Here is a 26,875-nt window from a genome sequence, read left to right as displayed (position 1 = left end):
TTGCGTGATCGAACAAAAGTCGGATATATCAACAGGTGTTGTTGGAAATTGCACAGTTGTGGTGATGATGTGGACAATTGGGATGAAGTGAGAACCGCGTACCAAGTCGCCCGCATGGGTACCGTCAGCGGCGCGGCCGAGGTTCTGGGCGTTCACCACGCTACCGTTATCCGCCATATCGACTCGATCGAGGCGCGGTTGGGCGTCAAGCTGTTCCAGCGGCATGCCCGTGGTTACACACCCACCGAAGCTGGTGAGGATCTGCTGCGCGTGGCGCAAGCAACCGAGGATCAGTTCAACCAACTTGTTGGACGGATGAAAGGGCGTGGCGACGATGTCGCCGGTGAGCTGGTCGTGACTTCGCTGTCTTCGCTGGCACCTTTGGTAGTACCGGTGCTGAGCGAGTTTCAGAAGCTGCACCCAAGTGTCATCGTGCGCTATCTGACAGGTGATCGGCTGTTCCGCCTGGAATATGGCGAGGCCCATGTGGCGATCCGCGCCGGGGCTGCACCGGATCAGCCGGACAACGTTGTTCAACCGTTCTGGACCCAGCAGATGGGGCTTTATGCCAGCGAAGACTATGTCGCGCGGCACGGTATTCCGTCGGGTATCGAAGATTTCGCGAACCATCACTTTGTTGGAAATGACGATGAAAACAATCGGGCCCCGTTTTCACTCTGGCTGCGTGAAAATGTACCGGAAGAAGCGATTACCTTCCGATGCTCGAACAACTTTACGATGCGGCAGGCGGTGTTGGCCGGGGCCGGGATCGGGTTCATGGAGCGATGGGAAGCAGCCCGCAATCCCGATTTGCAAGAGGTAATAGACAGTATGCCTGAATGGTCAGGTAAGCTGTGGCTTGTGACGCATGTCGACCTGCATCGGACCACAAAGGTGCAGGCGTTCCTGACATTCCTGAAAACCCGCGTGAAAGAGTGGGTGGTTTGACCCCTCAAGCTCAGGGCCATCTGGCGATGCTGGTCTTTTCGGCGCTGGTTGCCGGCAGCTTTTCGCTTGGGTCATTGATCGCCAACCAGATCGCGCCCGAGGCGATCACCGCAGCGCGGTTCCTGATCGCCTCAGTTATGATTGGGGTGGCTGCCGGGATGACCACCGGTCTGCCCCGCAGTGCGGCAAAGGCACCGTGGCGATACGTGGTGCTTGGCGGTCTGTTTGCCAGTTACTTCGTGCTGATGTTCCACGGATTGAAAACCGCGCCACCCGTCAGTGCGGCGGCTGTGTTTACTCTCACTCCGGTGATGTCCGCCATGGCGGGGTGGGTGCTGTTGCGGCAAATCACGACACCTAGGATGGCTTTGGCCTTGACCGTTGGCGCGGTTGGTGCGCTTTGGGTCATTTTCCGTGCAGATTGGCAGGCGTTTGTAGCGTTTGAGATCGGCGGCGGTGAGATCATCTATTTCTGGGGCTGTGTGGCCCATGCGATCTATACGCCAATGGTACGCAAACTGAACAGGGGTGAACCGGCTGTCGTATTTACGTTTGGAACGCTGGTCGCGGGGTGCGTGTTGCTGACCCTGTATGGCTGGTCCGATATACGGACGACCGACTGGGCCAATCTGCCGCTGATCGTCTGGGTCGGTCTTTTTTACGTCTCGATCTTTGCCACGGCAGTCAGTTTTGTATTGGTTCAGTTCGCGGCATTGCGCCTGCCTTCTGCAAAGGTGATGGCTTACACCTACCTGACGCCCAGTTGGGTGATCCTGTGGGAGGTCGGTCTGGGTCAGCAGTGGCCAACCTTGATTGTTTTCGTTGGGGCGCTTCTGACCGTTATCGCGCTTGTTCTGCTGTTGAAGTCCCACGATCAACCAACGCCCGCAGCAGAGCCGGTGCAGGACTAGACCCTACCGTTGAGACAGATCAAGGTCGCCTTTGGCAAAGTCCCCTAGGTCTGGATCAAGGAGGATTTCGCCATGTATGCCCATATCATGTTCCCGGTTGACCTGCATCTGCCGCCCGAAGTTCGCAAGGCAGCCGATGTCGCGGCTGAACTTGCAAAATGGCAGGGCGCCAAGATTACTCTTGTCACCGTGACCGGCACACAGCCCGGTGATCCTGCCCTTACGGACACCGCGATAAGCGAAGCGTTGAACGCGTTTGCGGACCAGCTCGCTGAAAAGAGTGGAGCCGAAGTTGATTTTCGCAATATCCACTCGGTCGATGTCGCAGTTGAGGTGGATGGTGACCTAAAGCGCACCGCCGAGGAAATCGGTGCTGACCTTATTGTTGTCGGAACCCACGCCCCGCGGATCACCGATTATATCTTTTCAAGCCACGCAGGGTATCTGGCCAATCATGCCAGCGTTTCGGTTTTCGTTGTGCGTTGATTGGGGCTAGGGGTCGTCAGAGGCGGGCAGCTCGATTTCAAGAAACCGTTCGAACGCGTCCAGATTGACCGGTTCGAACTGCCCGAACCCCTGCATCCAGACCGAGGCCGCGCGCAGGGCGTCAGGCTCAAGCTTGCACCATTTCACACGGCCTCGTTTTTCCTGAGAGATCAGCCCGGCCTTGGTCAGGATCACCAGATGTTTCGAGATTGCCGCCAGAGACATCTCGAACGGCTCGGCCACGTCTGTGACGGCCATGTCATCCTCAAGCAGCATCGCGAGGATGGCGCGGCGCGTAGGGTCGGCGAGGGCCGCAAACACGGTGTCGAGATCATTGGACATGCAACCGCTGAACCACAGCGCCCCGGTTTGGTCAACCATTTGGTTGAATATGCTGAATCCTGCCTTTCAGGTGATACCCCTGCGGGCGATCGAATTCACGATTGGGCAGCGGCGCCATAAAACTTATTAAAATCAGCTCGTTAACCTGCGGCATTTCCGACCTTTAAGGCCGTTGACTCTGTGCGTCTTGCCGCTTAGCACCTAGCCCAAGACTGTGCGAGGAAAACGCCCGTGACTGATGATGACCAAAAGCAGCGTATGGCGCAGCTTGAGGCCAAGATCGAAGCGGCGAAAAAGGCCAAAAAGCCCGAGACCCGCGCAGATGCTGACGTGTCCGGGGGCGAGCTTGCCTGGCGGATGGTCATCGAAATGGTATCCGGTCTGGGGATCGGATTTGGCATCGGATACGGGCTGGACAGCCTGCTCGGGACGATCCCGATCTTTCTGGTGCTGTTTACATTGCTGGGCCTTGTCGCCGGGGTAAAGGTTATGCTCCGCAGCGCCAAAGAGGTTCAAGAGAAACAAGCGGCGGCGACGGCTGCCGAAAAGGACGAGAGGGACTGAACGTGGCAACTGAGACCACCGCAGCAGAGGGCAGCAGCCTGGTTTTCCACCCGATGGATCAGTTCATCGTTAAGCCGTTGTTCGGTGACGGTGCGGTGGGCATGTTCACGATCACCAACGTGACGCTGTGGCTGTTCCTGGCGATTGTGGCAATCGTGCTGCTGTTGATCTGGCCGACTTCAAAGCGCGCGATTGTTCCGACCCGGATGCAGTCGGTGGCTGAACTGGCCTATGGCTTCATCTATAAAATGCTGGAAGACATCTGCGGCAAAGAGGGTGTCAAGTATTTCCCTTATGTCATGACCCTGTTCATGTTCATCGTCTGCGCGAACTTCCTGGGCATGATCCCCATGTCCTTCACCACCACATCGCATTTCGCTGTGACCATCCCGCTTGCACTGGCCGTGTTCCTGACCGTGACGGTTCTGGGCTTTGTCAAAAACGGCGCCGGGTTCCTCAGCCTGTTCTGGGTGTCGAGCGCGCCTCTGGCGTTGCGCCCTATCCTGGCGATCATCGAGCTGATTTCGTACTTTGTACGTCCTGTCAGCCACTCCATCCGTCTTGCCGGTAACGTCATGGCAGGCCACGCGGTTATCAAGGTGTTCGCAGGCTTTGCCGCGATTGCAGCGATCTCGCCCGTGTCCGTTCTGGCGATCACCGCAATGTATGGCCTTGAGGTCCTCGTGTCCTTCATCCAGGCCTACGTTTTCACCATTCTGACCTGTGTTTATCTGAAGGACGCTCTGCATCCGCATCACTGATCAGGGGCGACCCTGAGCACAGGAACGATAACCCAACATCGAAACTTCCAATTCGTAAGGAGAAACATCATGGAAGGCGATCTCGCACATATCGGCGCAGGCCTGGCAGCAATCGGTTCCGGCGCAGCCGCAATCGGGGTGGGCAACGTAGCAGGCAACTTCTTGGCCGGCGCTCTGCGCAACCCTTCGGCGGCTGCGTCGCAGACCGCAACCCTTTTCATCGGTATCGCGTTTGCAGAAGCTCTGGGGATCTTCGCATTCCTGGTCTCGCTGCTGCTGATGTTCGCCGTCTAATCTGCGGAACCTGATCCTTACGCGCAGGTGGGTCCAAGCCATAGCGGCCCACCTGTTGTAAAGACAATGTTCCGACGGAGGACATCATGGCGACAGAACCCGTAAACGAAGAAGTAGCTGGCTCGTGCGTCGACGCTGGTGGCTCTGCCATCGGGATGCCGCAGCTCTGCTTCGATTGGTTCCCCAACCAGATTTTCTGGCTGGTCATCACGCTGGTCGTCATCTTTCTGGTCCTGTCCCGCGTGGCCTTGCCCCGCATCGCGGCAATCCTGGCCGAGCGCAAAGGGACCATTACAAATGACCTGGCTGCGGCCGAAGATCTGAAGGCCAAGGCGGTCGAGGCCGAAGAGGCCTATAACAAGGCGCTGGCCGATGCCCGTGCCGAAGCGCAGCGTATCGCAGCGGAAGCCCGCGCTGAAATCCAGTCTGGTCTGGATGACGCGATTGCAAAGGCGGATGCGGAAATCGCTGCAAAGGCGGCTGAATCGGAGAAGGCAATTGCCGAAATCCGTGCCGGGGCGCTGGAAAGCATTCAATTGGTTGCCAAGGATACGGCGGCTGAACTGGTGACCGCACTGGGCGGCGAGGCAGATGCCAAAGCCATCGACAGTGCCGTTGACGCGCAGATGAAAGGATAAGTGACATGCGGAACACTCTTGCCCTTATCCTGACCTTTGGCGCAGCCAGTCCGGCATTGGCAGCCAAAGGCCCGTTCTTCTCGCTTGGCAATACCGACTTTGTCGTTCTTCTGGGCTTCATCGTCTTTATCGCGGTTCTGTTCTATTTCAAGGTGCCGGGTATGATCGGCGGTGCGCTGGACAAACGTGCCGAAGGCATCAAGTCCGAACTGGACGAAGCCCGCGCTCTGCATGAAGAGGCCCGCAGCCTGTTGGCGTCCTACGAGCGCAAACAGCGCGAAGTTCAGTCTCAGGCGGATGCCATTGTGGCGGCGGCGAAAGACGATGCTGCTCTGGCGGCCGAGCAGGCCAAGGCCGATCTGGAAAGGTCCATCGCACGCCGTTTGGCCGCTGCACAGGATCAGATCGCGTCAGCCGAAGCCTCGGCTGTGAAGGAAGTGCGCGATCAGGCTGTCACCGTGGCTGTTTCGGCAGCCAACGCGGTGTTGGCAAAGCAGATGACGGCAGCGCAGGCGAACAAGTTGATCGATGCGTCCATCGAGGATGTAGGCGAAAAGCTGCATTGATAAATCAGTGCAAAGTGAGGCGTACCACAGTGTTTCAGGGACGCTTTGCATGGCTTGATCGAATTCGAAACAGGCGAGGGTGCATGCATCCTCGCCTTTAACTATCGGTTTGATTGTTTTTTTAAAATAGTTTACCACCTCAGCGGTTATTCTCGAATTAAACCGAAACATGCCTGAGTTGCCGCGGATCAGCCTCGTGATCCCCAATCTGAATTGCGCCAAGTTCATAGAACGCACGATAAGGTCAGTCCTTGATCAGAACTATCCCAATCTTGAACTGATCCTGTCCGATGGCGGCAGCACGGATGGATCACTCGAAATCATTGAAAAATATAGACCCCATTTCTCGCACATGATTTCCGAGCCGGATTCCGGTCAGGCCAATGCGTTAAACAAGGGTTTTGCCTTCGCGACCGGTGAAATCATGGGGTGGATCAATTCTGATGATATCTTGTTGCCCGACAGCTTGTCGCTTGTTGGATCACTGTTCACGCTCAACCAAAAGACGGAATGGTTGACCGGACGATTGACTGTTATTGACGAGAACGACCAGGTCCAGTGTGCTGTACGTCCCCGGCCTTTGACGCATGAGAGGTTTTTGGCGGCTGACTATCAGTGGATACAGCAGGAATCGGCCTTTTGGCGGCGCAGTCTTTGGACGCGCGCGGGTGGTTATTTAGACGAGTCCTTGAGTCTTGCCGTAGATGGTGAGCTTTGGCTGCGCTTCTCACGGTATGCCCAACTAACGTCGGTTCACAAACAAATCGGCGCGTTTCGGGTTCGCAGCGGACAAAGGTCCGAAGCGATTGATGAATACCACGCTGAGATGCTGAAAGTCATCGACCACGAACGACGGAATGCAACGGAAACGAATGACTTGACCAAGGCGATTTTGGATGCCCCTCTTCAATTGCGCCAACGCAAAGAGGCCGAAGCGACCTTTCCGGGCTTAACGAAACATGATCCAAAGCCGTTCAAACGGTCCAAACTCTGGAAACACGCGCTTTTGCGCCGAATGCATCACATCTAGGGGGCCGCAAAACTAGCGGTTCCCAATCTCATGGTGCAGGCGCTGTCGTGCTATGGCTTCGTTGCGTTCGGCTTTTTGGTGATCTTCCATGCAGCGCTGAACATAGTCCAAGTGCCGGTGGATTGCGCTGCGCGCACCTTCTGGGTCTCGGGCTTGGAGGGCCGTGTTAATGTCGCGATGCTGATCCAGAATTGCGCTGCGCGTAGTGTGTTGCTGAAACATCATTTGGCGATTGTAGAACACGCCCTGTTGCAGCAGGTCGAACATGGACCGCATCATATGCAGCATCACGACGTTGTGGCTGGCCTCGATGATGGCCATGTGGAACTGGGCATCCAGATGGGCTTCATCTTCGGTTGCGTTACGCTCATGCGCTGCCTGCATTTTGTCGAAAATCGCCTGTACGACCTTAAGATCGCTGTCCGAACCCAGCCGTGCGGCGCGCGCGGCAGCCAGCCCCTCCATGTCGCGCCGAAATGAAAGATAGTCGAACACCGCTTCGTTGTGACTGCCGAATAGCCGGATCAATGCAGGGGAAAAGGCCGACCCCAAAACCTCGGCCACATAGATGCCGGACCCGGCCTTGGCGGTAAGTAACCCTTGGTTCTGAAGCTCCGAGATCGCCTCTCTTAGTGATGGGCGCGAGACGCCCAGCCTTTCGGCCAGTTCGCGCTCGGCCGGTAAGCGCTCACCCGGTCGCAGGATGCCACGCAGGATCAGCAACTCGATCTGCTTCACCACTGCGATAGACAGCTTTTCGGTCCGGACTTTCTGAAAGGGCATGTGTGATTTTCTCGATTTGGTCAAATCATATGACCACGTATCGGTGGCTAGCTCAAGGAAGCGGATACCGCTTTTAGCAAGAAGGTCAGCATTATTGACACTTATCGATAGCCGGTTAATCTGACGATGTGAGAACGGAGGAGACTCATGTCGACAAAAGACCTGTTCGCCACCCGGACATCGCGAATGAAGGCGTCCGAGATACGCGAGCTGCTCAAACTGCTGGACCAGCCTGGCATCATTTCGTTTGCGGGCGGTATTCCGGACCCGACCTTGTTTCCGGCAGATGAGTTTGCCGCAGCCTTCCAGCGCGCGCTTGCGCCTGACAGCCGGGCCTTGGCGCTGCAATACTCTGTCAGCGAGGGATATCTTCCGCTACGCGAATGGTTGGTCGATCACATGCGGCAGATCGGGGTTGAGTGCGGCGTCGAAAACGTCCTGATCACCTCGGGGTCGCAACAGGCGCTGGATTACCTTGGTAAATTGTACTTGTCTCCGGGCGATACTGCGCTGGTTGGGTGGCCCACCTATCTGGGCGCGCTGGCCGCATTTAACGCTTATGAACCGCGTTTTGATCGGCTTCACGTGAATGGCAATCAGGGGGAGCCTGAATATGCCGCAGCAGCGGGTGAAGGCGCGGTAAAATTTGCCTATCTGTCACCTGATTTCGCCAACCCAACCGGAGAGACCGTAGATCTACGCGGTCGCGAAGATCTGCTGGATTTGGCAGACGATTTGAACTGTGCGGTGATCGAAGACGGAGCCTATCAGGCGCTGCGTTATAATGGTGAACCGATCCCGCCGGTGTTGGCGCTGGAATTGGCGCGCAAAGGTTCAATAGAAGACTGCCGGACTGTGTACTGTGGCAGTTTCTCGAAAACCCTCTCGCCCGGATTGCGCGTGGGCTGGGTTGTGGCTGCGAAGCCCGTCATTTCACAACTGGTGTTGATGAAACAAGCCGCAGATCTGCACTCGGCCACCATCAACCAGATGGCGGTCAACGACGTGGCGCGTGCTTGCTTTGACACGCATATCCCCAAGCTGCGCCGCGTCTATGGCGCACGTCGTGACACAATGCTGGGCGCGCTGCAGCGGCACATGCCGGACGGAGTGGAGTGGACCCGACCCGAGGGCGGTATGTTCATCTGGGTGACCCTTCCCAAAGGCGTGAACGGGGCCGATCTGTTGGAAAAGGCGCTTGAAACGGTCAAGGTGGCTTTTGTTCCCGGTCAGGCATTTTTCCCGGACGCCACCGGGTCCAATACGATCCGCCTGAGCTTTTCGAACTCGGATGAGGATACGATCCGTGAGGGCATCCGCCGGCTGGGGGATGTCTTGCGGGCCTGAGTGCCGGAAAGGATCCGTTAACCAAATTGCGGCAAAGCTGTTGGCATGATCCGCTTTCTGTTCCTTCTGTTGGTGCTGGCCGGGTGTTCGGCTGGCACCCCTTTTTTCCGTGACATACCAGCCACCCGCATCGCGGTGAATGGCAGTGTCTTTGATGTGCGTGTGCGCGGACATCTGGCTGAGGCCGTGCGGATCAACACCCAATATGCACCGCGCCTAGGTCCGATCCGGGACAGGGCCGGATTGGCAATGGCGCAGGTTTCTGGCTGTCCTATTCTGGACGTGCTTGGGGATGCTTCGGTAACGGTCGGGGTGTTGGGGTGCGATCGTGAGGCTGGTGAGCGTCTATTGCTGACCGCGATTTCAACCCCGAACTACGAATGTGTCGACTATGGCATTTATGAAAACTTGGGGCATGGATACGGCTACCAGGTATTTGAATGCACGCCATACTGACATACGCAGAATTTCGCGTATTCGGGCAAGATATTGTGGATAAATTGGCCTGATGACCCATATCCTGCGCAACTCCGTTGACTCAAGCCCACTCCGTTGCGCAGACTTGCGATACGTAGGAATCACGGGACCCGTCACCTTTGCGCTTCAGCAAACTCAAACTCACCGGCTTTAAAAGCTTTGTTGATCCAACCGATCTGATCATCGCGGATGGGTTGACCGGTGTGGTGGGTCCGAATGGCTGCGGCAAATCCAATCTTTTGGAAGCCTTGCGCTGGGTGATGGGGGAAAACCGCCCCAAATCGATGCGTGGTGGCGCGATGGAGGATGTGATCTTTGCCGGGGCCGCCACGCGCCCGGCCCGCAATTTCGCCGAGGTTGTCCTGACCATGGACAATTCCGAACGGCTCGCGCCGTCCGGGTTTAATGACACCGATCAGTTGGAAATCGTAAGGCGCATTACGCGCGACGTGGGCAGTGCCTATAAGACCAACGGCAAGGACGTGCGCGCCCGTGATGTGCAGATGCTGTTTGCGGATGCTTCAACCGGGGCGCATTCGCCCGCGCTTGTTGGGCAGAACCGCATTGCCGAGTTGATTAACGCCAAGCCCCGCGCCCGCCGCCGTATTCTGGAAGAGGCCGCTGGAATCTCCGGTCTCTATCAGCGCCGTCACGAGGCTGAGCTGAAGCTTAAAGGCACCGAATCCAATTTGACACGTGTCGATGATGTGCTTGAGCAATTGGGCACGCAACTGGCGCAGCTTGCCCGGCAGGCCCGTCAGGCCGCGCGCTACCGTGAAATTGGCGAGCAGCTGCGTCAAGCTGAGGGCATGCTGCTTTATCGTCGTTGGAAAGAAGCTGACATCGCCCGTCAGCAGGCCGAAGAAAAGCTGCGCGACAGAACGACCGAGGCGTCCCGCGCCGAGGCCGAAGCCCGCGCCGTTGCCGCCAAGCGCGCCGAGATAGAGGAGGCTTTGCCACCCCTGCGGGAGGAAGAAGCCATTGCCGCCGCCGTGCTGCAACGCCAGCAGGTGCAGCGCGATCAGCTTTCGGATCAAGAAACCCGAGCCCGCCAGACGATAGAAACACTGACCAACCGCATTCAGCAGTTAAGCAACGATATCGAGCGTGAAACCGGATTGAATCGTGACGCAGGCCAGATGATTGAACGTCTGGAATGGGAGGCGCGCGAGCTTGCCAAGGCCGCCGAAGGGCATGGCGATAAGGTGGCCGAAGCCGCCGAGGTCGCGCGCGAGGCTGCCTCGGTCCTGAAGGACCGCGAAGATCTTCTTTCGCAGGAAACCGAGGACATGGCACGCCTCGTCGCCCGACACCAATCCGCGCAGCGTTTGGTCGAGGACAGTCGCAAAACACTGGCCCGGTCAGAGGCCGAAGAGGAAAAAGCGCGCGGCGCAGTGGATCAGGCGCGCGAGGCGTTGAATAACGCAAGCGACGCTTTTGAGGCCGCGCAACAGGGTGAAGAAGAAGCCCGCGAAGCCGCGGAAGCTGCCGAGGAAGCCCTCGCCGCCGCAGACGAATTGCGCAACGAGACCCAATCGCGCGAGGCCGAGGCTCGCGCGCAAAGGTCCGAGGCCGAAGGTGAGCTTGGGGCGATCCGCGCGGAAACCTCTGCTCTGGCCAAGCTGGTTGAACGCGATACTGCCGAAGGTGGTCAAGTTCTGGATCTGCTGCGCGTCGAGCCGGGTTATGAAAAGGCGCTGGGTGCGGCGCTGGCTGATGATTTGCGCGCGCCTTTGGTCGAAGGGGATGGTCCGTCGGGCTGGGTTCAGGTCGCAAGCTACGATTCTGATCAGCCGATGCCGGATGGGGTTGAACCTCTGGCTCTGCACGTGTCTGGCCCTGATCGTCTGAGCCGCCGGATCGCGCAAATCGGTCTGGTTGATCCCGATCAGGGAGCGCGACTGCAAGCCCTGCTGAAGCCGGGACAGCGTCTGGTGTCACGCGCGGGCGACCTGTGGCGCTGGGATGGATTTCGCGCTTGGGCCGAAGACGCGCCAAGTGCCGCAGCCTTGCGTCTTGAGCAGTTGAACAAGCTGGAAGCTTTGAAACAAGAGCTTTCTCAGGCCGACGCGCGGGCCGAAGGCGCCCGTGCCGCGCATGAGACGCTGTCGCAGCAACTGGCCGATGTGACAGAGGCCGACCGCCGCGCGCGCGAGGCACGCCGGGCCGCGGATCAGCGCATGGCCGAAACCGCGCGCCAGTTGAGCCGGGCTGAGGCTGATCGCAATTTGGCAGAGGGCAAGCTGGAAACCCTGACACTCGCCGTGGATCGCCATAAACAGGACGCGATGTCAGCCCGCGGGCAATTGCGCGAGGCTGAAGGCGCATTGGCTGGGTTGGGTGATCTCAACACAGCCCGCGCGAAGGTTGAAGACATTAAGCAAACGGTCGAGGCCGCGCGGATCACTATGCTGACCCATCGCTCGACCCATGACGAACTGCGCCGCGAGGGCGAGGCCCGGACGCGACGCGCGCAGGAGGTGACCAAAGACCTCAGCGGCTGGAAGCATCGTTTGGAAACAGCCGAAAAGCGGATCGCGGAACTGGTCGAACGCAAGGAAAGCTCGGAAGAGGATCTGTCCGAAGCCATGGCCACCCCCGGCGAAATCGCCGAGGCACGCGAAGAACTGAATGAGCTAATCGAAACCGCAGAGGGCCGCCGTGCCGAGGCAGCCGACAGGTTGGCCGAAGCTGAATCGCGGCAACGCGAGGTTGTGACGGCCGAACGCGACGCTGAGCGGCAGGCCTCGGAGGCCCGCGAAGCCCGTGCAGCGGCCGAAGCGCGTTGTGATGCCGCGAAGGAAAGCGTGACAGCTGCAGCTGAGCGGATTGCCGAGGATCAGCAACTGACGCCCAATCAGCTTTTGAATCGATTGGATGTAAACCCTGATCAAATGCCCGCAGCGGACGCTTTGGAGGCCGAGGTAAACCGCCACAAACGTCAGCGCGATGCGATGGGGGCGGTCAATCTGCGAGCCGAAGAGGATGCCAAAGAAGTTCAGGAAGAATTCGATACGCTGAACTCGGAAAAAGCTGATCTGGAAGAGGCGATCAAAGCGCTGCGCAGCGGAATAGCCAGCCTGAACCGCGAAGGGCGCGAGCGTCTGCTGACCGCGTTTGAGCAGGTGAACTCGAACTTCGCGATGCTGTTCAAGCATCTGTTTGGCGGCGGTGAGGCAAATCTGGTCATGGTCGAAAGCGATGACCCGCTGGATGCCGGGCTTGAAATCATGTGCCAGCCGCCGGGTAAAAAACTGTCGACCCTCAGCCTGCTGTCGGGTGGCGAGCAGACCCTGACGGCGACGGCGCTGATCTTTGGCGTTTTCCTTGCCAACCCGGCACCTATCTGTGTGCTGGATGAGGTTGACGCACCGCTGGATGACGCGAACGTCACCCGTTTCTGCGATCTGCTGGATGAAATGTGCCGCCAGACAGACACGCGGTTCCTGATCATCACACACCACGCGGTGACGATGGCGCGCATGGATCGGCTGTTTGGCGTGACAATGCAAGAGCAGGGCGTTAGTCAGTTGGTATCGGTCGATCTTAAGAAGGCCGAGCAGATGGTTGCCTGATCCATCACCGGAACGTGACACCGGTTTCTGCACCAACTGGAGTAGGGTGCCATCATGATCAGATTTGTTATTCTTGCATTGCTGTCGGCCGCCCCTGTCGCGGCTGCCGACTGGCCCATGAAACCCGGTGATACCCGCCTTTCGTCCCAAGAGCTGGACGCTTTAGCGGGCCAGACGCTGACGTTTTATGATGATGGGCAATCCAAATTTTCGGTCGGAGGGGCTTATTCCTATACTTATGCAAGCGGAGAATCTGCGTTTGGGACGTATTCCATCGCCGAAGATGGCAGCGTCTGTATCGCTTATCGAAACGGGTTCAGCCGCTGTGACCTGTACGTTCATAGTGGCGAGCGTCTCATTCTGATTGATCAAAAGGGGGATCGCTATCCCGTTAGGCCTGAGTAGGGCTTTTCCTGCGGCGGGATACGTCTTTCAGGATTGCTAGCTGAATTTTCGGTGCTGGAGTCTGGGTTTGTGACGCAGTACGCCTCGTAAGGAGCTTTGGTCAAAAGAAAAGGCCTATCCCGCTCCACACCACCAAAATCCCAACCGCAAGTCCCCAGACGGTCCACAGCATGTCACATGCGCTGAAAACCTCCTCCGCGCCGATTTCTCTCCGGGCCGCGCCATTAACCCATGCCAGATCCCGGACTTGACCGTCGTAACTTCGCGGGCCAGCAAGGGCCACATTCAGGGCGCGCGCCATAGCGGCCTCTGGCCAGCCAGCGTTAGGAGAGATATGGCGGCGCGCATCGGCCACTATGTTGGGCCAACTTGCCCATTGCCCGGTCAGACCCATGATCATGACGCAGGTCAGGCGTGCGGGTATGAGGTTTAGCACATCGTCCATCCGGGCAGCCGCCCATCCGAACTCACGGTATTTTTTAGTGCGGTAGCCAATCATGCTGTCCGCCGTGTTGACGGTTTTGTAAATCAAAAGCCCCGGCAGTCCGGCGACCAGAAACCAGAAAGCCGGTGCGATGACGCCATCGCTTAAGTTTTCGGCTGCGCTTTCGATGGCGGACCGCGCGACCTGCGCCCTTGTCATATTGCCTGTGTCCCTGGATACGATCATCGCGACACTGGCGCGACCTTCAGACAGGGATCGGAGCAGTCCGTGGCCCACATCACGCACGTGCGAAACCAACGATTTCTGCGCAAGCAAGATGGCGCAGACGAGTGTTTCTACCCATGGTCCAAGTAGAGACGAACCCCAGCCCAAAACAAATGCACCGATGACCAGCAGCACGAGTGCGACCGTCCCTTTCAGGCGCCGACGGACCTCGTGGTTTAGGAGCTTGTCCAACCATCCCACAACGTTCCCCATCATCACAGCGGGATGGCGAACACGGGACCATAGCCAATCGGGTTCCCCAAGCGCCGCATCCAGACACATGGCGCACACCAGCAGAAATGGGGTGCTCACAATGCGGCCTCCAACCTGTTCCAGCCCGTCGCGGGCGGCAATCCCAGTCGCAGATATGTTTTGGAATAGGGAAAAACACGGCTCCAGATGTGGGCGCGGGCCAGCCGGTCCTGCCACTCATTGGCATCGTCCACGTCATAGAGCCGGAACAGAGCGGTTCCCCCCACAAGGTCTGCCCCCCTGGTCGTCAAAAGCCGATCCAAGCGCTTCGTGTCAGCGGTCAATCGGTTGCGGGTTGCATTAGCCCAGTCGGTGTCACACAGCGCCAGTTCACCGATCTTGAGGGCCGGACCTGAGACCGCCCATGGTCCGATCAGGTCGTTCAGTCTGGCGATGAGCTCGGGCTGGCCGATGGCAAACCCCAGCCGCAACCCCGCCAGCCCCCAGAACTTACCAAAGCTCTTCAGGACGATCACACCGGGTCGAGCGGCGAGATGTATCAGCGACGCTTGGGGAGTGACATCGCAAAAGCTTTCGTCAATCACGGTCAGCGGGGCGCTTGCATCCGCTTCCTTCCACAGCCGCCCGTCGGGGTTGTTCGGGTGCACAATTACGCGCGCCTCTGCCGGGCTGTCTGCCTGAACGCTCCAGCCCTGTGCGGCGAAGGCAGCGGCGTGCTCGTTATAGGTGGGTGTGGTGATTTGAACGCGGCCCGGCGCGGCCAGCGCCGGAATCCGCGCGATAATAGCTGAGGCACCGGGCGCGGGCAGAATTGCCGCCCCCTCGGGCACCGCCCAAAACTGGCGGGCGGCTTTGCTTAGTCGTTCGAATGCACCATGATCGGGCAACTCAAACCAGTCTGAAGACGTCAAACCTGTTACATCATAAGGTACGGGATTGATCCCCGTGGACAGGTCCATCCAATCTGAGCGCGCGCCGCCAAAACTTGCTATCGCCTCGTCCAGGCCACCGCCGTGATCGCGCGTGGTGCGAGGGGTCAAGTGTTTCTTCTGGCCCGCCATCGGAACCTCGTTGGAATTGCCTGTTCGGGCTCTTTTCAAGCGGAATTTCGCCGTTTGCACAAGCAAATGTGCGTGATCCAGGTGATGCCATCCGGCAGCGTTAACGCTTTGTTAACGAAATGGCGTGATCACGGATTAAGGGAATGTTTATTTCCTTCTCTAACAAGTGCCCAGGTTATAACGATGAATGTTTTGATAGTTGAAAGTAACCCCGACCTCGGTCGGGTTTGGAAGCGGCATCTGGAGCGGTACGGCGCCGAAGTGACGTTGGTGACCGGGCAAGAGGCTGCTATTCTTGCCCTGTACGGGCAAGAATTTGAAATCATCGTGCTGGATCTGGTTCTGGAAAAAGGCAGCGCATTGGCAGTTGCGGATTTCGCCAGCTACCGAAGGCCCGAAGCGCGGGTGATCTTTGTCACCAACACGACCTTTTTTTCGGACGGATCCATCTTTGCCCACAGCCCAAACGCCTGCGCTTATGTGCAAAGCGCAACGCCGCCAGAAGACCTGGCGGCGATGGTTCAGCACTACGCGGCGGATCGTTGACCGCGCCCATGCGGCTCCATGTAGTCCAAAACAGGGTTTACCGGAATGATCCGGTTGGGGTTGATCGTGTCATGGCTATAGTGGTAGTGGCGCACGATGTGGTTGATGTTTACCGTCTCGGCCACACCAGGCCACTGATACAGCTCTCGCGTATAGGCCCATAGGTTCGGATAGTCGATCAAGCGACGCTTGTTGCATTTGAAATGCAGGTGGTAAACCGGGTCGAACCGGATCAGGGTGGTGAACAACCGCCAGTCGGCTTCGGTTACGCGATCCCCCATCAAGTACCGTTTGTGGGCCAGTCGATCCTCCAGCCAGTCGAGGGTTTCAAACAGGGGGTGAACGGCGGCGTCGTAGGCCTGTTGCGACGTGGCAAAGCCGGATTTGTAGACGCCGTTGTTGACGTTGGAATAGATCCGCGCGTTAACCTCTTCGATTTCGTCCCGCATCGCTTCGGGCCAATAGTCGTCGGTGTTTCCTGTAATGCCGTCAAAGGCCGAGTTGAACATACGGATGATCTCGGAACTTTCGTTCGAAACGATCGTTTCCTGTTGTTTATCCCAAAGGATCGGCACGGTGACGCGGCCAGAATAGTTTGGATCAGCTTTGGTATAAATCTGGTGGGCATAGTCGAGGCCGAACAGTTTGTCTCCGGTCGCGCCGTGCTCATCCGTCTTGAAGGTCCAGCCCTTGTCCAGCATGTCCGGATGCACAACCGAGACCGAAATCAGATCGCTGAGCCCCTTCAGCTTGCGGAAAATCAATGTTCGATGTGCCCACGGGCAAGCAAGGCTGACATAAAGGTGATAGCGGTTTGGTTCAGCCTTGAAACCTGCCTTGCCAGACGGACCGGCACTGCCATCGGCAGTCAGCCAGTTACGAAACTGGGCAGTGCTGCGTTTAAAGGCGCCACCAGTGGATTTGGTGTCGTACCAGGTGTCATGCCATTTGCCGTCGACCAACAGGCCCATTGGGTGTCCTCCGCATTGCGATTTCTTCAAACATAGGAGGTTGCACGCGGCCTTCCCACTTCAGAGGCCGCGCATATGGTCTGCACCTGCGCACAGAGGGGCCTGAGATTTCGATGCAACAGGTTCGATATGCGCAAATCTATGTGGCCGACTTTACTGGATTTTTACAATCCGGACTTCACAATAGAGTTCGTTGCCCGGGGAATTGTGCCATGACGACTTATATTTCAAAGGAAATAAGCGCTGAATTGGATGCTGCGCGAATCGCGGGGTTGAAAAAGACCAGCCGCCTGCGCGTCGAGTTTGGCGACAATACATTTAAAATACTCAGATTGTGGAAAGACGGCTTTACGGTTGAGGCTGAAACAACACCGCAACTGCGCGGCCTTGTGGATATCTACGACGGGGCGCGCCACCTTTACCAATGCCTGATCATCGCCGATGAGGAAGAGGCTGGTGAAATGCGGTATGAATTCAAACGCAGTACAGCCGCCGCCGACACGGCTCCGCTCGACTTCTATCGCCCACCTGATGCGCCGATTGCGTTGCTGGGGTACGAAGACTAGGCAGCCGACTCATAAAACTCGATCCAAAGGCGCACTGATGCCAGTTTGATCATTGCCAGGAAGTTGCGTGAAGTTTTCTCGTAGCGTGTGGCGATACGGCGGAAGGAGGCTTTGAGACGCCCGAAGAAGCGCTCGATTTTGTTGCGCTCTTTGTAAAGGTCCGCGTCGAATTCGGCGGGCAGCTTTCGGTTTGCTTTGGACGGGATCACGTCGATGGCACCCTGTTCCCAGATCATATCCCTGATCCAGTCTGCATCATATGCCTTGTCTGCCAGCACACGCTGGCCTGGCTGCAACGCATCCAGCAACCGCTTGCAGGGCGGTGCGTCATGGGCCTGACCGGGGGTCAGCTCGAACCGGATGGGCAGGCCGTCCTGGTTCACAAGTGCATGAATTTTCGTGCCTAACCCGCCGCGCGAGCGCCCCAGGCAACGACGCGGGTCGTTTTTTTGAGCGTGGTTGCAGAATGATGGGCGCGCACGGACGTGCCATCCACCATGACCGTGTCGACGTTGTGGGCATCGGCCACAGCTTCCATGATCCGGTCCCAGTGGCCCGCATAGGTCCAGCGGTTGAAGCGATTGTAGATCGTGGTGGGCGGGCCGTATTCCTCAGGCAGATCGGCCCATGGGATGCCGGTGCGCAGGACGTAAAAGATGCCATTAATCACGCGCCGGTCATCCACCCGTTTCACGCCGCGTGATTTGTTGGGTAGCACCTGTTTGATGAACTCCCACTCCAGATCGCTCATATCAGATCGCGCCATTTTCCTGCTCCCGACTGCTTTTCAGGAAACACAATCACAAGCCTATGGGAATGAACAGAAATTAATGGGTGTAATGCCTAGCCAAATTTGCCTGCTTCGGTATCGATTGGACGCAGTAGTTCACAAAACGCACCGGAACAGCATGCTGACGCGCAGTGCATATCTCGCGTCAGCAGGTGGTTGGCCTATGTGCATGGTCACCGAATGCCTTGAAAGATGGTCACAACCATTGGCTGTTCGTGTAGACGTGCGCAGCTTGGATGCCAGCCAAAACGTGCTGCGCCGGGCGAAAGCGGAAGACGGATTTCAGCAAGGCCCGGCGCATGACCGTCATTGAAGATCGGAAAACGCGTGTTTCAACCGCTTGCAGGCCTCTTCTACCCGTGCGTGTTGCGTGGCCAGATTGAACCGTTCAAAGGTTTCTCCGCCAGTGCCGAAGCCCGGGCCGGATGATGTGGCGATCCGGGCATCCTTGCGCAGACGCTTCATCACCTCGTCATGCGTCATTCCCGTGCCCGAAAAATCTACCCAGGCCAGGTAGGTGGCCTGCAGGGGCATTGACCAAAGTCCCGGAATTTCGGCAATGGTTGCATCGAACAGTTTGCGGTTGCCATCTAAATGCACCATTTGCGCATCCACCCACTCCGCGCCTTCGGGTGTATAAGCCGCTGTGACCATAGAAACGCCTAACGCACTGGGCATGTAATCCAGTGTTTTCAGCCGATGCCGCATGGCGGCGCGCAAGTTGTGATCAGGGATGATCATATTTCCCGTGCGCTGCCCCGCGATGTTGAACGTTTTGGAGGCCGCGGTCAGCGTCACCGTAAAGGGCTGCGCTTCGGGCGCGGCCTTTGCCATAGGTATGAAAGTTTGGCCTGGAAAAACAAGATCCTGGTGGACTTCATCCGATACGAGGATCAAGCCATTGCGCATGGCAAACGCGGCCACAGCGCGCAATTCTTCGTTCGACCACACCCGGCCCGAAGGGTTTTGGGGCGAGCACCACATCAACAGTTTTTCCGACCCGTCCAACCGCGACTGCGCATCTTCGAAATCAATGCCATAGCTGTCGCCATCCCGCACCAGCGGGCATTCCACAACCCGTCGTCCGGTCTTGTTAATCTTGTGGGCGAATTCGTGATAAACGGGGCTGAATATAACGACGCCATCACCGGGATCGGTCCAGACATCCAGACACAGGGCAATTGCATTGCCCAACCCTTGCGAGGTCAGAACCCAATCCGTGTCGATCGACCAATCGTGGCGGTTCTGCATCCACCACTGGACTGAGGCCAGATACGCCGGATGTTCCCAGGAATAGCCGAAGACACCGTGATCAGCTGCGTTGCGGACTGCCTCTCTTACGCAGGGCGCAGTGGGGTAGTCGGAATCTGCGGTCCACATGGCCAACCCGTCCTGTGGCGAGACGCCATACAGGTCTTCCATCTTGTCCCATTTTGAACTGTTCGTCCCCCGGCGGTCGATCACGTCATTGAAAGTCATGTTTTCTCCATCTGTCCGCTGCGAAGCTAGTCACAATCGCGGCAGGTGCAAGGGGGGCGTTGCGGCGGGGGGCGGGATGGCCTAAATCAACCCTATGAAACGCAATATCCTGATCCATCCCGACCCCCGTCTGAAAAAGGTCTGTGCCCCTGTCACCGACCTGTCGGATGAGCTGCGCAACTTGGCCGATGACATGCTGGAGACAATGTATGATGCGCCCGGCATTGGGCTGGCCGCGCCACAAGTCGGCGTTCTGGATCGACTGATCGTGATGGACTGCGTGAAAGAAGAGGGTGAGGCGCCGCGCCCGTTGGTCATGTTCAACCCCGAGGTCATCGCCTCGTCTGACGAAACCAATGTCTACGAAGAAGGTTGCCTGTCGATACCTGAGCAATTTGCCGAGGTGACGCGGCCCAAGGTAGTAGATGTGACCTGGCTGGACCGCGACGGCAACTTGCAGAAGGAAACGTTTGACGGGCTTTGGGCGACGTGCGTTCAGCATGAGATTGATCACCTGAACGGCAAGCTGTTCATCGACTATCTCAAACCGCTGAAGCGTCAGATGATCACGCGCAAGATGCAGAAGCTGAAACGCGAGATGGCCCGTACATGACGATTCGCCCCTGCCTGCCATGGCCCGATAAACGCTTGCGGACCAAGGCCGAAGATGTAGCTGAAATCACGGATGATATTCGCGCCATCTGGGACGATATGATCGACACGATGGAGGCGATGCCCGGTGTTGGTCTTGCCGGGCCGCAGATTGGTGTCATGCTGCGGTTGGCGGTTGTTGATGGCTCGACCGAGCGCGGCCGGGCGGTGCGCATGGCGAACCCCGAAATCCTGCACAGCTCGATTGAATTGCGTGAACACGACGAAGCCAGCCCGAACCTGCCCGGTGTTTCGGCCAAGGTAAAACGTCCTCGTGCTGTGACGGTAAAGTACCTGAACGAAAAAGGCATTGTGGATCGCCGTGATTTTGTAGGGATCGAGGCCACCAGCGTGCAGCATCAGATCGATCATCTGAACGGCAAGATGTATTTTGATCGGCTGAGCAAGGTGAAGCGCGATATACTGCTGCGCAAAGCCAGAAAGCAGGGTTAGGAATGCGCGTCGTTTTCATGGGCACGCCGGACTTCTCGGTTCCAGTGTTGGACGCGCTGGTAGAGGCCGGGCATGATATTGCTGCGGTGTATTGCCAACCGCCCCGGCCTGCCGGGCGTGGCAAGAAAGACAGACCAACGCCGGTGCACGCACGGGCCGAGGCGTTGGGTCTGCCCGTCCGTCATCCGGTGTCGCTAAAGTCGCCTGAGCAGCAAGAGGCCTTCGCCGCGCTAAACGCTGACCTTGCGGTGGTCGTGGCCTATGGTTTGTTGTTGCCACAGCCCATTCTGGATGCACCGGCGAACGGGTGCCTGAATATCCATGCAAGCCTTTTGCCGCGCTGGCGTGGGGCTGCGCCGATCCACCGCGCGATCATGTCGGGGGATGCAGAGACCGGCATTTGTATCATGCAAATGGAGGCCGGGCTGGACACTGGTCCTGTTCTATTGCGTCAGGCCACGGATATCGGGCCCGAGGAAACCACCGCGCAGCTGCACGATCGTCTTTCGCAGATGGGCGCGGACCTTATCGTCGAGGCGCTGAGACGTCTTCCTGATCTGACACCCGAGCCTCAGCCCGAAGATGGCGTGACCTATGCGTCGAAGATCGACAAGGCCGAAGCCCAGGTGGACTGGACCCGCCCTGCGGTTGAAATCGACCGTCAGATCCGTGGCCTTTCCCCGTTTCCCGGTGCCTGGACCAAAATAGGCGGTGAAAGGGTCAAGCTGTTGGCCTCAAAACAAGCCGATGGGCAGGGTATGCCCGGGACAGTTCTGAATGGAACGCTCCGCGTGGCATGTGGTACGGGCGCGGTTGACCTGTTGCGCCTGCAACGGGCCGGCAAGGGCGCACAGGACACGGAAACCTTTTTGCGGGGCTGGCCGGTCGCTGCCGGAACCTGCCTGAGCTCGGAGTAAGCCAGATGTTCATGGTCCTGATGGGCACTGTCGTGATCGCCGGGATCGTTGGATACCTCTCCGAGAAAACCGGCTTTACCCATAACGGATATGTGCCTTCGATCATCATTTGTGTGGGTGGCGCGTTCTTGTTTTACTTTGTGCGGATCATGTTCGGGATCAGCTTTGGCCCTCCGGGGCTGGACGCCGTCCTGTCATCCATCGGTGCGCTGATCATCGTGCCGACGCATTGGAGGAAGTGATTCAAGTGTGGTCAGGGCCGCGGCCCGGCAACCGGCTGCCAGTCGGTGGTACTTGGTGATCAACGTATCGGCGCGCTGCCGGACGGCTAAGCGCGCAAGACGCTATCCGTTCATGCGATAGTCGCAGAATATGCGTCAGTTCAAGCGTCACCTCCCGCTAGGTGCGAGGGGGGCGGCTTTTGTAGACCGGCAGTTTCCAACCAAACAACAACGATCCGGCCCGCAAAGCCCAGCAAACCAGCGCGCACGCCCCCAGTGTGATCAATTCATCGAAGCCAAGGCGGTGCACGACAACCGCGGTCATGGCGCCAGTAAAAGCGCATGAAACGTAAAGCTCACCTTGTTTGAGGACCAGTGGTACTTCGTTGCAGACCACATCGCGCATCAATCCGCCCAGGCACCCCGTGCAAATGCCCATCAACACCACGATTGTACCGGATTGCCCGAGCGACAAGGCGACACCAGTGCCAGCGGCAACCGCGATAGACAGGGCGAAACTATCCAGCCAGATCAGCCAATTGTACCGGCTTTCAACCAGGTGGGCGGTCAAGAAGACAAGCACCGCTGCACCGGTTCCGATAAGGATGTAATCCGGTTGACCGACCCAAAACACCGGATGCCTGTTCAGCAAAAGATCGCGTACCGTGCCGCCGCCCACCGCCGTGAGACAAGCGATGAAAGCAAACCCCACCAGATCGAGCTGCGCCCGGCTGGCCACCAATGCGCCGGTCAAGGCAAAAACCAGAACCGAGGCATAATCCAGCAGCGCCAGACCGTTCACGATTTTGCCTTTTGAGGTTTAAACGGAGCCATGCCGGCGCGGGCCAGTTCATCTGCTTTTTCGTTTTCGGGGTGACCGGCGTGGCCCTTGACCCATTCCCAGGTTACGTTATGCCGGATCTGCGCCTCATCCAACCTCTGCCATAGATCGACATTCTTTACAGGTTTCTTGTTCGAGGTCTTCCAGCCGTTCCGCTTCCACCCGAATATCCACCCCGTCACACCGTTCTTAACATAGGCGCTGTCGGTGACGATGGTGATTTTCGAGGCACGCTCAAGAGTTTCCAGCGCGCTGATCGCGGCCAGCAGTTCCATGCGGTTGTTGGTCGTGTTGGCCTCACCCCCGTTCAATTCGCGTTCTTTCAGAACAGTGTCGCCATCCATCGCGCGCAGCAAGACGCCCCAGCCTCCCGGTCCGGGGTTGCCGGAACACGCGCCGTCGGTATAGGCGAACAGTTCAGCCATGGGCCATCACCAGGATAAAGCCGTCATAGGATCCGGCCAGCCCTTTGCCCATGCCGGTTGTGATACGGTCGATTGAGAACCCCGCCTGTGCCAGCGCGTCCTCGATCTCAGTCTGCGAGAAATAGGTGTAAGAGCGGTCCAGTTCGTCGCGGTGTTCGCCGGTTCCCAGTTTCAGGCCGAGGAAAAAAATGCCACCCGGTTTGAGCGCCTTGTGGATGGCGGCCAAATGGCGCGGGAAGGCCTCGCGTGGGGCGTGCAGCAAGGAAAAGCTGGCGTAGATGCCGTCATACGTGTCCACTTCGGTCACGTCGTCGAAAGTGCCCAGATGTGCGTCCACGCCATTGTTACGCGCATGTTCGACAAATTCTGGCGTTGCGTCCAGCGCCCGCACTGTCAGCCCCTCTCGCATGAAAAAGGCACTGTCTGATCCGGGGCCAGACCCTAAGTCCAGCACAAGCCCAGCACCGACCGCATTGGCAAATGCTTGCCGGGACTCGATCTGTTCCGGGGGCAAAGGGATTTTCAGGTAGTCTGCCACGCGGGTGGAATAGGCTTTGATCGTTCTTTCGTCGGTCACAGGTATACCCCCACAGCTAGGCAAGCCAGCACAATGGCCGTCAGTAACACACGCAGGCGCAACCACCAGGTCGGGGTCAGCCGCCAGTATGCAAAAATGGCATCAAGCACCAAAAGGCCGGTAAATCCATAGATCAGGTTGGTGCCCGCACTCACCGGTCCTCCGCCAGTTTGGACAAAGGCCCAAAGCGCGGGAAGCACGGACAGGGCATAGCAGGTCGCGGCCTTACTGCCCGACGTCTTGGTGGCGAAGCCCCACAGAACGCCGGACATAAAGCTGAGGATGACCGAGCCGTAGAACAGTTGGACATACGGTCCCACAAAACGTGATCCGAACGCCTGCGTCCCCCATGCGTGCAGGTCGTCATTCAGGTAAGTGAGCGCGCCCCAGATAAAGGGGATCAACCCAGCTAGCCCAAGGAACAGCGGAGCCCTTGGTATACCGCTCATGCGGGTACTCTCAGGACGCGCGGGACTTTGAATTCAACGTTTTCCACGGCCGTTTCCACCAGTTCGACGGTCACATCGTAATGTTCGCGGAAGGCGTCGATCACCTCATTCACCAGTATTTCGGGGGCCGAAGCACCCGCCGTGACGGCAATCGATGAAATCCCTTCAAGCGCGCGCCAGTCAATCTCGGTCGCGCGTTGCACCAGTTGCGCGTAATTGCACCCGGCGCGCGAGGCGACCTCGACCAGGCGACGCGAGTTGGATGAGTTCGGCGCACCTACAACCAGCAGCGCATCCGATTTCGGAGCCACAGCCTTCACGGCTTCCTGCCGGTTGGTGGTGGCGTAGCAGATATCTTCCTTATGCGGGCCGACGATGGCCGGGAACCGTGCCTCAAGCGCTGCTATGATATCTTTAGTGTCGTCAACGGACAGTGTGGTCTGCGTGACAAAGGCCAGCTTTTCCGGGTCGCGCACCTGCACCGTCGCGACGTCCTCGACGGTTTCGACCAGCAACACCTCGCCCTCAGGCAGTTGGCCCATGGTTCCGACAGTCTCGGGGTGGCCCTTGTGACCGATCATGATCATTTGCAGACCAGCATCGGCGTGGCGCTGTGCCTCAACATGCACTTTTGAGACCAGCGGGCAGGTGGCATCGACGTAGATCATCTCGCGCGCCGCGGCCGAGGCAGGCACGGATTTTGGTACGCCATGTGCGGAAAAGATCACCGGCCGATCATCAGGGCATTCGTCCAGTTCCTCGACAAACACCGCGCCTTTGGCGCGTAACCCGTCGACGACAAATTTATTATGCACGATCTCGTGGCGCACGTAGACGGGCGCACCCCACTTCTGCAACGCCATTTCCACGATTTTGATGGCGCGATCGACTCCGGCGCAGAATCCGCGCGGGGCAGCAAGGTAAAGGGTCAGGCGTGGCTTTGTCATGTCGCGATCTCCATAGGGCACAGGTAAGTCTTTTCGTGGCCTTGGTCCAGACGCGACCGTGTCATTTACCTGACACGAATCGATGTTAGCCAATAGGTGTTTAAGCACCTGTTCATTGGTATAGCGAAGGCGCGGTCAGAACAAACACTCTGACCGCGCCGAATTCTTGAACCGGTTTTGTGCGAAGCTGACGCTTACTGACCGCCGGCGGCGGCGACGCTGCGTGGCTCCATCGGCATTTCACGCGGAGGCCGCCCGATCACGTCGCGCAAATCTTCCAACTCGATGAAGTTATCCGCCTGACGGCGCAATTCATCCGAAATCATTGGCGGCTGGCTGCGGATGGTTGAGACAACCGATACACGCACGCCCTGCCTTTGAAGGCTGGCAATCAACGGGCGGAAATCCCCATCGCCCGAAAACAGCACAATATGATCGACGCGCGGCGCCAGTTCCATGGCATCGACGGTCAATTCGATATCCATGTTGCCTTTGACTTTCCGACGCCCCATGCTGTCGGTGTATTCCTTTGCCGGTTTGGTCACCATGGTGAAGCCGTTGTAATGCAGCCAGTCGACCAAGGGACGGATCGGCGAATACTCGTCGTTTTCCAAAAGCGCTGTATAGTAGAAAGCACGAAGCATTTTTCCGCGGCGCATGAATTCCTGACGCAGCAGTTTGTAGTCGATATCAAACCCCAGTGCTTTTGCGGCTGCATAAAGATTCGAGCCGTCGATGAACAGCGCTAGCCGTTCGTCTTTATAAAACATAAATAGATCCTTCCGGTACAAACCAGCGGCGCCGAGTGGTAGGTGAGTGAGCTAGTGAATGAGCAACACGCTGATATGCCTATAATTAGGGCATTTTAAACGTATCGCAAGCAGGCAATTTGTCAAATATGGGGGATGAAATGCGCAAATCTTCGTCAGAAGCGGTGATAGCATTGGGTGCAAATCTCAGTTTGAGCGCATCAAGACCCAGAGTGACACTTGAAAGGGCAATTGACGCAATTTCGCGTCAAGGGTTTGTGATTCGCGCCATCAGCCGCTTTTTCGAGACCCCATGTTTTCCTGCCGGGGCCGGGCCGGACTATGTGAATGCGGCTGTCGTGGTCGAAACTGACAAGACCCCGCTCGAGCTGCTGAACATGCTGCACGACGTCGAGCATGAATTCGGTCGCGAGCGGGTACAGCGCTGGGGCATGCGCACGCTCGATCTGGATTTGATTTGCTACGATGATCTTGTCCTGCCGGACTTGGCCGAGTACGAACGATGGCGGGTCTTGCCGCTTGACGCGCAGAAACAACAGGCGCCGCAAGAGCTGATCCTGCCGCACCCACGCCTGCAGGACCGCGCCTTTGTGCTGGTCCCGATGGCGGACGTGGCCCCGGGTTGGCGTCACCCGGTGTTGGGGCGCACTGTCACTGAGATGCTTGCAGAACTGGACGCTGATGAGATCAAGGCCGTCACCCCCGTGTGATGGATGCCATTTCCTGCTTGTCAAGCCGGGGATTCGCGCATAGATAAACGTCTTCCTGACATGGATTCAGTAACGGAGAGCGCCCAATGGCCCGCGTGACGGTTGAAGATTGCGTAGACAAGGTTCCAAACCGGTTCGAACTGGTAATGCTCGCCGCGCATCGTGCGCGCGAGATTTCTGCCGGTGCGGCGATCACCGTCGATCGTGACAATGACAAGAACCCTGTTGTGTCACTGCGCGAGATTGCCGATGAGACGCAAAGCGCCGATGAACTGCGCGAGCGCCTGATCGAAGCGAACCAAACGCAGATCGAGGTTGATGAGCCCGAAGAAGACCAGATGGCTCTTCTCATGGGTGCGGAATCGGACAAGCCTGTCGAAGATGACATGTCCGAAGAGAAGCTGTTGCGCGCTCTGATGGAGGCTCAAGGCCAGGGGTAACCCAAGCTTACA

Annotated in this window: 33 protein-coding genes and 1 pseudogene; 21 read left to right on the top strand and 13 right to left on the bottom strand. The window is 57.9% G+C overall.

What is annotated here, in order from left to right:
- Window positions 1-69 precede the first annotated feature (69 nt).
- The 3 genes from AVO44_RS16470 (at window position 70) to AVO44_RS16460 (ending at window position 2,345) form a co-directional block, all read left to right on the top strand.
- Window positions 70-948, top strand: coding sequence for a LysR family transcriptional regulator (locus AVO44_RS16470; protein ID WP_068339177.1), 879 nt, complete (start codon window positions 70-72; stop codon window positions 946-948).
- On the top strand, window positions 945-1,859 hold the full coding sequence (locus AVO44_RS16465) for a DMT family transporter (protein WP_068339531.1): 915 nt from the start codon (window positions 945-947) through the stop codon (window positions 1,857-1,859). The genes AVO44_RS16470 and AVO44_RS16465 overlap by 4 nt, the downstream gene beginning before the upstream one ends.
- A gap of 72 nt (window positions 1,860-1,931) precedes the next feature.
- Entirely contained in the window at window positions 1,932-2,345 is a 414-nt protein-coding gene (locus AVO44_RS16460) for a universal stress protein (RefSeq protein WP_068339174.1), read from the top strand.
- 6 nt (window positions 2,346-2,351) lie between these two features.
- Here AVO44_RS16460 and AVO44_RS16455 read toward each other — a convergent pair whose 3' ends face one another.
- On the bottom strand, window positions 2,352-2,687 hold the full coding sequence (locus AVO44_RS16455) for an ArsR/SmtB family transcription factor (RefSeq protein ID WP_068339528.1): 336 nt from the start codon (window positions 2,685-2,687) through the stop codon (window positions 2,352-2,354).
- 231 nt (window positions 2,688-2,918) lie between these two features.
- Between AVO44_RS16455 and AVO44_RS16450 the strand changes: the two genes are divergently transcribed.
- From AVO44_RS16450 to AVO44_RS16425, 6 genes are all read left to right on the top strand, one after another.
- Window positions 2,919-3,251, top strand: coding sequence for an AtpZ/AtpI family protein (locus AVO44_RS16450; protein WP_068339170.1), 333 nt, complete (start codon window positions 2,919-2,921; stop codon window positions 3,249-3,251).
- A gap of 2 nt (window positions 3,252-3,253) precedes the next feature.
- A complete protein-coding gene (locus tag AVO44_RS16445; RefSeq protein ID WP_068339167.1) occupies window positions 3,254-4,012 on the top strand; it encodes a F0F1 ATP synthase subunit A in 759 nt (252 codons plus the stop codon).
- 69 nt (window positions 4,013-4,081) lie between these two features.
- Window positions 4,082-4,306 (top strand): F0F1 ATP synthase subunit C, encoded by a 225-nt coding sequence (locus AVO44_RS16440; protein WP_005981269.1) that lies wholly within the window; start codon window positions 4,082-4,084, stop codon window positions 4,304-4,306.
- An 86-nt stretch (window positions 4,307-4,392) separates the two neighbouring features.
- Window positions 4,393-4,944: a F0F1 ATP synthase subunit B' gene (locus AVO44_RS16435; RefSeq protein WP_068339164.1), complete on the top strand. Its 552-nt coding sequence runs from the start codon at window positions 4,393-4,395 to the stop codon at window positions 4,942-4,944.
- 5 nt (window positions 4,945-4,949) lie between these two features.
- Window positions 4,950-5,510 carry a F0F1 ATP synthase subunit B gene (locus AVO44_RS16430; protein WP_068339162.1) on the top strand — a complete coding sequence of 187 codons (561 nt, stop codon included), beginning with the start codon at window positions 4,950-4,952 and terminating at the stop codon, window positions 5,508-5,510.
- Window positions 5,511-5,679: 169 nt separating this feature from the next.
- Complete coding sequence (locus AVO44_RS16425) at window positions 5,680-6,540, top strand: glycosyltransferase family 2 protein (protein WP_068339160.1); 861 nt, start codon at window positions 5,680-5,682, stop codon at window positions 6,538-6,540.
- A gap of 12 nt (window positions 6,541-6,552) precedes the next feature.
- Here the strand turns inward: AVO44_RS16425 and AVO44_RS16420 are convergent, their stop codons facing one another.
- Window positions 6,553-7,323 (bottom strand): FCD domain-containing protein, encoded by a 771-nt coding sequence (locus tag AVO44_RS16420; RefSeq protein ID WP_068339157.1) that lies wholly within the window; start codon window positions 7,321-7,323, stop codon window positions 6,553-6,555.
- Between the two features lie 147 nt (window positions 7,324-7,470).
- Here AVO44_RS16420 and AVO44_RS16415 point away from each other — a divergent pair, with 147 nt between their 5' ends.
- The 4 genes from AVO44_RS16415 (at window position 7,471) to AVO44_RS16400 (ending at window position 13,127) form a co-directional block, all read left to right on the top strand.
- Window positions 7,471-8,670 carry an aminotransferase-like domain-containing protein gene (locus AVO44_RS16415; protein ID WP_068339154.1) on the top strand — a complete coding sequence of 400 codons (1,200 nt, stop codon included), beginning with the start codon at window positions 7,471-7,473 and terminating at the stop codon, window positions 8,668-8,670.
- A 45-nt stretch (window positions 8,671-8,715) separates the two neighbouring features.
- On the top strand, window positions 8,716-9,126 hold the full coding sequence (locus AVO44_RS16410; protein WP_068339151.1) for a hypothetical protein: 411 nt from the start codon (window positions 8,716-8,718) through the stop codon (window positions 9,124-9,126).
- Window positions 9,127-9,266: 140 nt separating this feature from the next.
- A complete protein-coding gene (locus tag AVO44_RS16405; RefSeq protein ID WP_068339149.1) occupies window positions 9,267-12,722 on the top strand; it encodes a chromosome segregation SMC family protein in 3,456 nt (1,151 codons plus the stop codon).
- Window positions 12,723-12,776: 54 nt separating this feature from the next.
- A complete protein-coding gene (locus AVO44_RS16400; RefSeq protein WP_068339146.1) occupies window positions 12,777-13,127 on the top strand; it encodes a hypothetical protein in 351 nt (116 codons plus the stop codon).
- Window positions 13,128-13,227: 100 nt separating this feature from the next.
- Here the strand turns inward: AVO44_RS16400 and cbiB are convergent, their stop codons facing one another.
- Together cbiB and cobD are read right to left on the bottom strand one after the other, a co-directional pair.
- On the bottom strand, window positions 13,228-14,148 hold the full coding sequence (cbiB, locus tag AVO44_RS16395; RefSeq protein WP_068339143.1) for an adenosylcobinamide-phosphate synthase CbiB: 921 nt from the start codon (window positions 14,146-14,148) through the stop codon (window positions 13,228-13,230).
- On the bottom strand, window positions 14,145-15,110 hold the full coding sequence (cobD, locus tag AVO44_RS16390) for a threonine-phosphate decarboxylase CobD (RefSeq protein WP_068339141.1): 966 nt from the start codon (window positions 15,108-15,110) through the stop codon (window positions 14,145-14,147). Before cobD ends, cbiB begins: the two co-directional genes overlap by 4 nt.
- A gap of 183 nt (window positions 15,111-15,293) precedes the next feature.
- On the opposite strand from cobD, the gene AVO44_RS16385 reads away from it, so the two are divergent.
- Entirely contained in the window at window positions 15,294-15,656 is a 363-nt protein-coding gene (locus AVO44_RS16385) for a response regulator transcription factor (RefSeq protein WP_068339139.1), read from the top strand.
- Here the strand turns inward: AVO44_RS16385 and AVO44_RS16380 are convergent.
- Window positions 15,638-16,627 carry a glutathione S-transferase family protein gene (locus AVO44_RS16380; protein ID WP_068339136.1) on the bottom strand — a complete coding sequence of 330 codons (990 nt, stop codon included), beginning with the start codon at window positions 16,625-16,627 and terminating at the stop codon, window positions 15,638-15,640. The genes AVO44_RS16385 and AVO44_RS16380 overlap by 19 nt on opposite strands.
- Before the next feature lie 212 nt (window positions 16,628-16,839).
- Between AVO44_RS16380 and AVO44_RS16375 the strand changes: the two genes are divergently transcribed.
- Entirely contained in the window at window positions 16,840-17,193 is a 354-nt protein-coding gene (locus tag AVO44_RS16375) for a hypothetical protein (protein WP_068339134.1), read from the top strand.
- On the opposite strand, the pseudogene AVO44_RS20755 reads toward AVO44_RS16375, so the two are convergent.
- Together AVO44_RS20755 and AVO44_RS16355 are read right to left on the bottom strand one after the other, a co-directional pair.
- Window positions 17,190-17,944, bottom strand: a pseudogene (locus AVO44_RS20755) (IS5 family transposase). The gene AVO44_RS16375 and the pseudogene AVO44_RS20755 overlap by 4 nt on opposite strands.
- A gap of 345 nt (window positions 17,945-18,289) precedes the next feature.
- The gene (locus AVO44_RS16355; protein ID WP_068339123.1) at window positions 18,290-19,462 is read right to left on the bottom strand and encodes a MalY/PatB family protein; all 1,173 of its coding nucleotides are present in this window, start codon (window positions 19,460-19,462) and stop codon (window positions 18,290-18,292) included.
- Window positions 19,463-19,556: 94 nt separating this feature from the next.
- Between AVO44_RS16355 and def (AVO44_RS16350) the strand changes: the two genes are divergently transcribed.
- From def (AVO44_RS16350) to AVO44_RS16335, 4 genes are read left to right on the top strand one after another with little or no spacing between them, the layout of a single operon-like run.
- Complete coding sequence (gene def, locus AVO44_RS16350; RefSeq protein ID WP_068339120.1) at window positions 19,557-20,075, top strand: peptide deformylase; 519 nt, start codon at window positions 19,557-19,559, stop codon at window positions 20,073-20,075.
- Window positions 20,072-20,566: a peptide deformylase gene (gene def, locus AVO44_RS16345; protein WP_068339115.1), complete on the top strand. Its 495-nt coding sequence runs from the start codon at window positions 20,072-20,074 to the stop codon at window positions 20,564-20,566. Before def (AVO44_RS16350) ends, def (AVO44_RS16345) begins: the two co-directional genes overlap by 4 nt.
- Before the next feature lie 2 nt (window positions 20,567-20,568).
- Window positions 20,569-21,483: a methionyl-tRNA formyltransferase gene (fmt, locus tag AVO44_RS16340; protein ID WP_068339112.1), complete on the top strand. Its 915-nt coding sequence runs from the start codon at window positions 20,569-20,571 to the stop codon at window positions 21,481-21,483.
- 5 nt (window positions 21,484-21,488) lie between these two features.
- Window positions 21,489-21,725 carry a hypothetical protein gene (locus tag AVO44_RS16335; RefSeq protein ID WP_068339109.1) on the top strand — a complete coding sequence of 79 codons (237 nt, stop codon included), beginning with the start codon at window positions 21,489-21,491 and terminating at the stop codon, window positions 21,723-21,725.
- Window positions 21,726-21,882: 157 nt separating this feature from the next.
- On the opposite strand, the gene AVO44_RS16330 is transcribed toward AVO44_RS16335, so the two are convergent.
- The 6 genes from AVO44_RS16330 to AVO44_RS16305 all read right to left on the bottom strand — a co-directional run bounded on the left by AVO44_RS16330 (window position 21,883) and on the right by AVO44_RS16305 (window position 25,713).
- Entirely contained in the window at window positions 21,883-22,506 is a 624-nt protein-coding gene (locus AVO44_RS16330; protein ID WP_068339105.1) for a trimeric intracellular cation channel family protein, read from the bottom strand.
- Entirely contained in the window at window positions 22,503-22,970 is a 468-nt protein-coding gene (gene rnhA, locus AVO44_RS16325) for a ribonuclease HI (protein ID WP_068339102.1), read from the bottom strand. The genes AVO44_RS16330 and rnhA overlap by 4 nt, the downstream gene beginning before the upstream one ends.
- A complete protein-coding gene (locus AVO44_RS16320; RefSeq protein WP_068339099.1) occupies window positions 22,963-23,547 on the bottom strand; it encodes a class I SAM-dependent DNA methyltransferase in 585 nt (194 codons plus the stop codon). Before AVO44_RS16320 ends, rnhA begins: the two co-directional genes overlap by 8 nt.
- A complete protein-coding gene (locus AVO44_RS16315) occupies window positions 23,544-23,996 on the bottom strand; it encodes a DUF3429 domain-containing protein (RefSeq protein ID WP_068339097.1) in 453 nt (150 codons plus the stop codon). The genes AVO44_RS16320 and AVO44_RS16315 overlap by 4 nt, the downstream gene beginning before the upstream one ends.
- Window positions 23,993-24,943 carry a 4-hydroxy-3-methylbut-2-enyl diphosphate reductase gene (ispH, locus tag AVO44_RS16310; RefSeq protein WP_068339094.1) on the bottom strand — a complete coding sequence of 317 codons (951 nt, stop codon included), beginning with the start codon at window positions 24,941-24,943 and terminating at the stop codon, window positions 23,993-23,995. The genes AVO44_RS16315 and ispH overlap by 4 nt, the downstream gene beginning before the upstream one ends.
- Before the next feature lie 194 nt (window positions 24,944-25,137).
- Entirely contained in the window at window positions 25,138-25,713 is a 576-nt protein-coding gene (locus tag AVO44_RS16305) for a LabA-like NYN domain-containing protein (protein WP_058283597.1), read from the bottom strand.
- 140 nt (window positions 25,714-25,853) lie between these two features.
- Between AVO44_RS16305 and folK the strand changes: the two genes are divergently transcribed.
- Together folK and rpoZ are read left to right on the top strand one after the other, a co-directional pair.
- Entirely contained in the window at window positions 25,854-26,423 is a 570-nt protein-coding gene (gene folK, locus AVO44_RS16300; protein ID WP_068339525.1) for a 2-amino-4-hydroxy-6-hydroxymethyldihydropteridine diphosphokinase, read from the top strand.
- A gap of 86 nt (window positions 26,424-26,509) precedes the next feature.
- A complete protein-coding gene (rpoZ, locus tag AVO44_RS16295) occupies window positions 26,510-26,863 on the top strand; it encodes a DNA-directed RNA polymerase subunit omega (protein WP_068339091.1) in 354 nt (117 codons plus the stop codon).
- Window positions 26,864-26,875: the final 12 nt, after the last annotated feature.

Source organism: Ruegeria profundi, from assembly GCF_001507545.1.
GTDB classification, from domain to species: Bacteria; Pseudomonadota; Alphaproteobacteria; order Rhodobacterales; family Rhodobacteraceae; genus Ruegeria; species Ruegeria profundi.
Note: the sequence above shows the minus strand (reverse complement) of the source record. Positions and strands in the feature narration are given on the sequence as shown.

Bases quoted from the DNA above. Each gene is read 5' to 3' on its own strand.
- AVO44_RS16460 (WP_068339174.1), top strand. From the start codon at position 1,932: ATGTATGCCCATATCATGTTCCCGGTTGACCTGCATCTGCCGCCCGAA.
- AVO44_RS16455 (WP_068339528.1), bottom strand. From the start codon at position 2,687: ATGTCCAATGATCTCGACACCGTGTTTGCGGCCCTCGCCGACCCTACG.
- AVO44_RS16440 (WP_005981269.1), top strand. From the start codon at position 4,082: ATGGAAGGCGATCTCGCACATATCGGCGCAGGCCTGGCAGCAATCGGT.
- AVO44_RS16435 (WP_068339164.1), top strand. From the start codon at position 4,393: ATGGCGACAGAACCCGTAAACGAAGAAGTAGCTGGCTCGTGCGTCGAC.
- AVO44_RS16430 (WP_068339162.1), top strand. From the start codon at position 4,950: ATGCGGAACACTCTTGCCCTTATCCTGACCTTTGGCGCAGCCAGTCCG.
- AVO44_RS16425 (WP_068339160.1), top strand. From the start codon at position 5,680: ATGCCTGAGTTGCCGCGGATCAGCCTCGTGATCCCCAATCTGAATTGC.
- AVO44_RS16420 (WP_068339157.1), bottom strand. From the start codon at position 7,323: ATGCCCTTTCAGAAAGTCCGGACCGAAAAGCTGTCTATCGCAGTGGTG.
- AVO44_RS16415 (WP_068339154.1), top strand. From the start codon at position 7,471: ATGTCGACAAAAGACCTGTTCGCCACCCGGACATCGCGAATGAAGGCG.
- AVO44_RS16410 (WP_068339151.1), top strand. From the start codon at position 8,716: ATGATCCGCTTTCTGTTCCTTCTGTTGGTGCTGGCCGGGTGTTCGGCT.
- AVO44_RS16400 (WP_068339146.1), top strand. From the start codon at position 12,777: ATGATCAGATTTGTTATTCTTGCATTGCTGTCGGCCGCCCCTGTCGCG.
- cobD (WP_068339141.1), bottom strand. From the start codon at position 15,110: ATGGCGGGCCAGAAGAAACACTTGACCCCTCGCACCACGCGCGATCAC.
- AVO44_RS16385 (WP_068339139.1), top strand. From the start codon at position 15,294: ATGAATGTTTTGATAGTTGAAAGTAACCCCGACCTCGGTCGGGTTTGG.
- AVO44_RS16380 (WP_068339136.1), bottom strand. From the start codon at position 16,627: ATGGGCCTGTTGGTCGACGGCAAATGGCATGACACCTGGTACGACACC.
- AVO44_RS16375 (WP_068339134.1), top strand. From the start codon at position 16,840: ATGACGACTTATATTTCAAAGGAAATAAGCGCTGAATTGGATGCTGCG.
- AVO44_RS16355 (WP_068339123.1), bottom strand. From the start codon at position 19,462: ATGACTTTCAATGACGTGATCGACCGCCGGGGGACGAACAGTTCAAAA.
- def (WP_068339120.1), top strand. From the start codon at position 19,557: ATGAAACGCAATATCCTGATCCATCCCGACCCCCGTCTGAAAAAGGTC.
- def (WP_068339115.1), top strand. From the start codon at position 20,072: ATGACGATTCGCCCCTGCCTGCCATGGCCCGATAAACGCTTGCGGACC.
- fmt (WP_068339112.1), top strand. From the start codon at position 20,569: ATGCGCGTCGTTTTCATGGGCACGCCGGACTTCTCGGTTCCAGTGTTG.
- AVO44_RS16335 (WP_068339109.1), top strand. From the start codon at position 21,489: ATGTTCATGGTCCTGATGGGCACTGTCGTGATCGCCGGGATCGTTGGA.
- rnhA (WP_068339102.1), bottom strand. From the start codon at position 22,970: ATGGCTGAACTGTTCGCCTATACCGACGGCGCGTGTTCCGGCAACCCC.
- AVO44_RS16315 (WP_068339097.1), bottom strand. From the start codon at position 23,996: ATGAGCGGTATACCAAGGGCTCCGCTGTTCCTTGGGCTAGCTGGGTTG.
- ispH (WP_068339094.1), bottom strand. From the start codon at position 24,943: ATGACAAAGCCACGCCTGACCCTTTACCTTGCTGCCCCGCGCGGATTC.
- AVO44_RS16305 (WP_058283597.1), bottom strand. From the start codon at position 25,713: ATGTTTTATAAAGACGAACGGCTAGCGCTGTTCATCGACGGCTCGAAT.
- folK (WP_068339525.1), top strand. From the start codon at position 25,854: ATGCGCAAATCTTCGTCAGAAGCGGTGATAGCATTGGGTGCAAATCTC.
- rpoZ (WP_068339091.1), top strand. From the start codon at position 26,510: ATGGCCCGCGTGACGGTTGAAGATTGCGTAGACAAGGTTCCAAACCGG.